This is a genomic window from Streptomyces sp. KLMMK (assembly GCF_036961605.1).
GTDB classification, from domain to species: Bacteria; Actinomycetota; Actinomycetes; order Streptomycetales; family Streptomycetaceae; genus Streptomyces; species Streptomyces telluris.
Genome location: NZ_JBAMDC010000349.1, coordinates 1 through 6,706 on the forward strand (window position 1 = coordinate 1; position 6,706 = coordinate 6,706).

4 protein-coding genes are annotated in these 6,706 nt (G+C 73.9%); all 4 read right to left on the reverse strand.

Annotation, left to right across the window (positions count from 1 at the left end; translation table 11 throughout):
• Window positions 1–179: 179 nt before the first annotated feature.
• Entirely contained in the window at window positions 180–2,288 is a 2,109-nt protein-coding gene (locus tag V7793_RS30565; protein ID WP_336012613.1) for a putative bifunctional diguanylate cyclase/phosphodiesterase, read from the reverse strand.
• A gap of 296 nt (window positions 2,289–2,584) precedes the next feature.
• Entirely contained in the window at window positions 2,585–4,882 is a 2,298-nt protein-coding gene (gene ligA, locus V7793_RS30570; RefSeq protein WP_336012616.1) for an NAD-dependent DNA ligase LigA, read from the reverse strand.
• 8 nt (window positions 4,883–4,890) lie between these two features.
• Entirely contained in the window at window positions 4,891–5,892 is a 1,002-nt protein-coding gene (locus V7793_RS30575; RefSeq protein WP_308402195.1) for a methionine synthase, read from the reverse strand.
• Between the two features lie 56 nt (window positions 5,893–5,948).
• Window positions 5,949–6,706: MFS transporter (locus V7793_RS30580; protein ID WP_336012618.1), on the reverse strand; the 758-nt coding region annotated here is incomplete at its 5' end.

Genomic DNA, 6,706 nt, shown 5'->3' on the forward strand with positions numbered 1-6,706 from the left:
CGGGGCGTCCGGCATGCCCTACGGGCCGGGTCGCCCGGCACCGCCGGTCACCCCGGTGGGGGCTGATCGCCGCCGCGGCGGGAGAGATTGCCGGGCGCGGCCGGGCAGGCGGGAGCTTGCTCCGCCGCGGCGCGCAACCACCACCGGGGAGCCCGGCGGTGCCTGACCGGCCGCAACCCCTACGTGACCGCGTCCTCCTCCGCCGCGGCGGGCGCCGCCGCAGCGGACCCCGCGGCCACGCGGTCGGCCTCCCGGTGCCAGCCGGACTCGTTGCGCAGGCGCAGCCACGCCGTGGTCTCGTCCGGCGGCATGGCCGCGGCGACGAGCCAGCCCTGGACCGCGTCGCAGCCCAGGTCGCGCAGCCGCTCCCAGGTCTCGTCGTCCTCGACGCCCTCGGCGACGACGAGCAGGCCGAGGGAGTGGGCGAGGTCGAGCGTGCAGCGGACGATCTCGGCGTCCTCGTTGTCGATGGCGAGGCGGGCCACGAACGACCGGTCGATCTTCAGCTCGCTCACCGGGAGCCGGCGGAGGTGGACCAGCGACGAATACCCCGTGCCGAAGTCGTCCAGCGACATCTTCACCCCGTGCCCCGTCAGCCCCGCCAGGGTGTCCGCGGCCCGCTGCGGGTCCTCCAGCAGGACGTGCTCGGTTATCTCCAGCTGCAGCGCCCCCGCGGGGACCCCGTGCCGGGCCAGCCGCGCCGCGACCGATCCCGCGAACCCGGGAGTGTGAACGTCGCGCGGGGAGACGTTGACGGCGACCGGCACCTCCAGGCCCATGGCCCGCCACTTCGCCACCTGGCCGAGGGCCGTCTCCAGGACGTACTCGGTGAGCCTCGGCATGAGGCCGGAGGATTCGGCGATGGCGATGAACTCGTCCGGGGAGACCCTGCCCCGCTCCGGGTGGACCCAGCGCACCAGCGCCTCCAGGCCCTCGACGTGCCCGTCGAAGCCGACCTTGGGCTGGTAGTGCAGCTCGACGTCGCCCGCGTCGAGCGCGCGCCGCAGGTCGCCGAGGAGGCCGAGCCGGTCGGGGGTGTTGCCGTCGCGGCGGGCCTCGTAGACCTCGACGCCGCTGCGGTCGCGCTTGGCCTGGTACATGGCGACGTCGGCCCGGCGCAGCAGCCCCTCGGCGTCGAGGGCGTGGTCGGGATAGACGGCGACGCCGGCGCTGGCCTCCAGCACGAGGGTGAGCCCGTCGAGGTCGAGCGGCGAGCCCAGCGCGGCCACCAGGGAACGGGCCACGCGCTGGGCGCTGGTGAGGGAGTCGGCGGTGGGCAGGAGCACCGCGAACTCGTCGCCGCCGAGCCGCGCCGCTTCCGCGTCGCGCGGCAGGGCGAGGCGCAGCCGCTCGGCTATCTGCAGCAGCAGCCGGTCCCCGGCGAGGTGGCCGAGGGTGTCGTTGACGGAGCGGAAGCGATCGAGGTCGATGAGGACGAGGGCGGAGCGGGTGCCGGCGCGCTCGGCCTCGTCGAGCGCGCTCCAGGTGCGCTCCAGCAGCCACTGGCGGTTGGGCAGTCCGGTGAGGGGGTCGCGCAGCTGTTCCTCGGCGCGGGCGCGGGCGATCCACAGGGTGGAGTCGAGGGCGATGAGGGGGACGGCGAACAGCGGCAGCAGCAGCGGCGCGTGGTCGGCGACGACGGCGATCAGCGGGGCGATGCCGAGGAGGGCGCCGCCGACGAGGGCCTGCCGGACGAGGGCGGTGCGGGCGATGGTGCTGAGGCCGGCCCGGGGGGCCATGGAGTACCAGAGCAGGGCGCGGGTGACGGCGAGGTACATGAAGGCGGCGAAGGCCACCTTGGGGATGGCGGTGAGCGGCCACTCGTCGGGCAGCCAGGGGCGCTCGACGGTGGAGACGACGCCGCACACGGCGAGGGCGAGCCCGGCGGCGCCGATGCCGAGGATGTCGACGGCACCGTGGAGTAAGGCCTGGCGCCAGCGGTGGCGGCGCGCCGTGGCGACGAGCAGGACGACGGCGATGCTGATCAGGACGGCGGGCAGCCAGCCGTAGAGGAGGAGGACGGCGAGGGTGAGGGCGGCTCCGGAGCCCGTGCCTCCCCACCAGCGATCGCGCCCGAGGGCGACGAGGTGGGCGACGATGAGGCCGGTGAGAACGGCCAGCGACCAGCCGACGGTGCGTCCGGGGAAGACGGAGTGGCCCGCGGTGAGCACCCGGCAGATCTCCCCGGCCAGTGCGAGCACCGCCACGGTGACGCAGACCGTCGGCAGCGCGGGCGGAGGGACCCGGCGCAGCCGGGATGCCGGTTCGGCGCTGTCGGTGGGTTTCATGCCCGTCCCTCTCACAGCCGGCGGTGCCCGCGCCACGGCAGGCGCACATCTCAACAGTAGGCCGCAGAAGGCTACGGCGGGCAGCGATCGGCAGCGGTTGCCCGATTGGGATCCGGCCTCTTGTAGCCATCTGGTATGCGCTGTAGGGGTAATGCCCACTGCCTATGCGGGCATTACTCCGCTGGGGTGGCGACCGGTGTGCGAACCTGCCTTCCGCCGGCGGCGCCGCTCCGCGTGGGGCGGGTGACGGCGCGGGTGGTGGGGGGTGCGGAGGGGCTACCCGCACCCCCTGCCCGCTACGCCCCGGCCTTGGTGCTCTCGTCCGCGCCCGCGCCCCCGCTTGCTCCCGCGCCCTCTTGCGGGACGGCCGCTTCCCGCGCAGCATCGGGCCCTTCGGCGAGGAGCACGGCGAAGCCGTCCTCCTCCAGGACGGGGACCTTCAGCTGCATGGCCTTGTCGTACTTGGACCCGGGGTTGTCGCCGACGACCACGAAGTCCGTCTTCTTCGACACCGAGCCGGTGACCTTGGCGCCCCGGCTCTGCAGGGCCTCCTTGGCGCCGTCGCGGGTGTAGGAGGAGAGGGTGCCGGTGACGACGACCGTCAGGCCGGCGAGGGGGCGCGGGCCTTCGTCCTCCCCGGCCTCCTCCTCCATCCGGACGCCGGCGGCGCGCCACTTCTCGATGATCTCGCGGTGCCAGTCCTCGGCGAACCATTCGCGGACGGCGGCGGCGATAGTGTCGGAGACGCCATCCACGGCGACGAGCTCCTCCTCCGTCGCCGCAGCGAGGCGGTCGATCGACCGGAACTCGCGGGCGAGGGTGGCGGCCGAGACCGGGCCCACGTGACGGATGGACAGACCGTTGATGATGCGGGCGAGGGGACGCTGCCTGGCCGCCTGGATGTTCTCCAGCATGGCCAGGGCGTTCTTCTTCGGCTCGCCCTTCTGGTTGGCGAAGAAGGTGACGACCTTCTCCTCGCCCGTCTTCGGGTCGCGCTTGGGCAGGCCGGAGTCCGGGTCCACGACGTGGGACTTGATGGGCAGCAGCTGTTCGATGGTCATGCCGAACAGGTCGCCCTCGTCCCGCAGGGGCGGCTCGGCGGGCTCCAGCGGCTGGGTGAGCGCCGTGGACGCCACGTAGCCGAGGTTCTCGATGTCGAGGCACTGGCGGCCGGCGAGGTAGAAGAGGCGCTCGCGGATCTGGGCGGGGCAGGCGCGGGCGTTGGGGCAGCGGAGGTCGATGTCGCCCTCCTTCATGGGCCGCAGCGGCGTGCGGCACTCGGGGCACTGCGCGGGCATCACGAACTCCCGCTCCGTGCCGTCCCGCAGGTCGGCCACCGGGCCGAGGATCTCGGGGATCACGTCGCCCGCCTTGCGCAGCACGACGGTGTCGCCGATGAGGACGCCCTTGGCCTTGACGACGTCCTGGTTGTGCAGGGTGGCGAACTCGACCTCGGAGCCCGCGACCGTGACCGGCTCGACCACGGCGTACGGCGTGACGCGGCCCGTGCGGCCGACGCCCACGCGGATGTCCACCAGCTTGGTGTTGACCTCCTCCGGGGCGTACTTCCACGCGATGGCCCAGCGGGGGGCGCGTGCGGTGGAGCCGAGCCGCCCCTGGAGGGGGATCTCGTCGAGCTTGACGACGACGCCGTCGATCTCGTGCTCCATCGAGTGGCGCACGTCGGGGTCGCCGTAGTGGGCGATGAACTTGCGTACCTCCGCCATGTCGCCCACGACCTGGGCGTGCGCCGCCGTCGGCAGCCCCCACTCGCGCAGCAGCCCGTAGGCCTGCGACTGGCGGTCGATGTCGAAGCCCTCGCGGGCGCCGATGCCGTGGACGACCATGTGCAGGGGGCGGGTGGCGGTGACGCGCGGGTCCTTCTGGCGCAGCGAGCCGGCGGCGGCGTTGCGCGGGTTGGCGAAGGGGGGCTTGCCGGCCTCCACCAGGGCGGCGTTGAGCTCCTCGAACTTCTCCATCGGGAAGCAGACCTCGCCGCGGACCTCGACGAGGGCCGGGATGCGGTCGCCCCGGAGGCGGTCGGGGATCTCGGCGATGGTGCGGACGTTGGGCGTGATGTCCTCGCCGGTGCGGCCGTCGCCGCGGGTGGCGGCGCGGGTGAGGCGGCCGTGCTCGTAGGTGAGGTTGACGGCGAGGCCGTCGACCTTGAGCTCGCACAGGAAGTGGTACGGCGTGCCGCCGCCGATGTCCTTGGCGATGCGCTCGGCCCAGGCGGCAAGCTCCTCGTCGTCGAAGGCGTTGTCGAGGGAGAGCATGCGCTCGCGGTGCTCGACGGCCGTGAACTCCGTCTCGTAGGCCCCGGCGACCTTCTGGGTGGGCGAGTCGGGCGTGCGCAGCTCCGGGTGCTCGTCCTCCAGGGCCTCCAGCGAGCGCAGCAGCTTGTCGAACTCGGCGTCGCTGACGACGGGGGCGTCCTTGACGTAATACCGGAAGCGGTGCTCCTCGACCTGCTCGGCCAGCAGTGCGTGCTTCTCCCGCGCCTCCGCGGGCACGGCGGAGCCCGCCGCGAGCTCTTCGCCCTGCCGTCCGCCCTGCTGTTCGACAGCCACCGTCTCGTCCTCCCGTTGATCCATGAGCGCCGTCACTCAGGGTTGTCTGCGAGTGATTTCGCCGCCCGGGCGCAGTGGGCGAGGGCCGCGCGGGCATATGCGGGCGAAGCGCCCGCGAGCCCGCACGAGGGCGTGACGACCACGGACTCCGCGAGGGTCCCCGGTGCCAGCCCCAGCCTGCGCCACAGCGTCCTGACACCCATGACGCTACCGGCAGGGTCTGACAATGGGCCGTCGGTGCCCGGCACCACGCCCACGAACAACGCGGTACCCGCCTCCACCGCCTCTCCCACCGCTTCTTCCTCACGCTCGGTGAAGAGTGAAAAATCGAACGAGATGCCTTGGAAGCCGGCCCGGCGCAGCAGCGCGAACGGCACGCCGGGGGCGCAGGAGTGGACGACGGGCGCCTCGCCGGTGGTCTCGCGGGCGACCGCCACCAGGTCGCGCAGGGCGCCCTCGACCACGGCCCGGTCGACGGCCCGGTAGGTGCGGTAGCCGCTGGCGGTGCGCACGTGCCCGGTGAGGACGGCGGTCAGCGACGGCTCGTCCAGCTGCAGCACGACGCGGGCGCCGGGCACCCGCCGCCGTACGTCGGCGAGGTGGCCCCGCAGCCCCTCGGCCAGCGAGGCCGTCAGGTCGCGGCAGGCGCCGGCGTCGCCGAGGGCGGCCTCGCCGCCGCGCAGTTCGAGGGCGGCGGCGAGGGTCCACGGGCCGACGGCGGAGACCTTGAGCGCGCCCTCGTAGCCCTGTGTGTACTCCTCCAGCGCGTCCAGGTCCTCGCCCAGCCAGGAGCGGGCGCGCTTGGTGTCGCGGCCCGGCCGGTCGCTGACGCGCCATCCGCTGGGCTCCACGTGCGCGTAGACGTCCACCAGCAGTCCGGTGGTGCGCCCGATCATGTCGGCGCCGGGGCCGCGGGAGGGCAGCTCCGGCAGGTACGGCAGGGTCTCCAGGGACCCGGTGACGGTCTTCGCGGCCTCGCGGGCGTCGCCGCCGGGCATCGACCCGACGCCGGTGGCCGCACCGGCGCCCCAGATCTTCCCCGCTCCCGGCGGACGGCCACCGGACCCCTGGTCGTTGTCACTCTTGTCGCTCACGCAGGAAGACTACGGGGCGTGCGGCGACCGGCGCGCAGGCCGAGCCAGGCGACGAGCCCGGCCGCCGCGTAGGCGCCCGCGGTCAGCCCGAAGGATGCCGCCGCGCCCGCGTACCAGCCGTCCGCCGCGGCGAGGACGGCGCTGACGGCGGCGACGCCGACAAGAGAGCCGATCTGGCGGTTGGCGTTGAGGGCGGCGCCCGCGATGCCCGAGTGCTCGGTGCCGGCGGACTCCATGGTGGCGCCGGTCATCGCCGGGGAGGCCATGCCGATGCCGACGTTGAGCGTGGCGAGGACGGTCGCGAGCACCCAGTACGGCATGCCGGGCGAGACGGTCAGGGCCAGGGCGAGGGTGCCTGCGGCGGCCACGGTGAGGGTGACCGCGAGGATCACGCGGTTGCCGGTGCGCGGGCCGGTCTTCGCGTAGAGGACGTTGCCGAGGAGCCAGACGGCCTGGACGGGCAGCATCTCCAGGCCGGCCTGCACGGGGCTCGCGCCGCGCGCGTTCTGCAGGAAGAGGCCGAGCATGAACAGCCCGCCGAAGAGGCCGAAGTTGAAGAGGAAGCCGATGGCGTTGGCGGCCGGGAAGCGGGCGTCGGAGAAGAGCGCGCGGGGCAGCACGCGGACCGCCGCGCGGCGCTCGCGGACGACGAAGGCGGCCCCGGCGAGGACGGCGACGGCGAGCGGAACCAGCACGCGCGGCACGGCCCAGCCCAGGTCCGGACCCTCGATGAGCCCGTAGCTGAGGGCGGCCA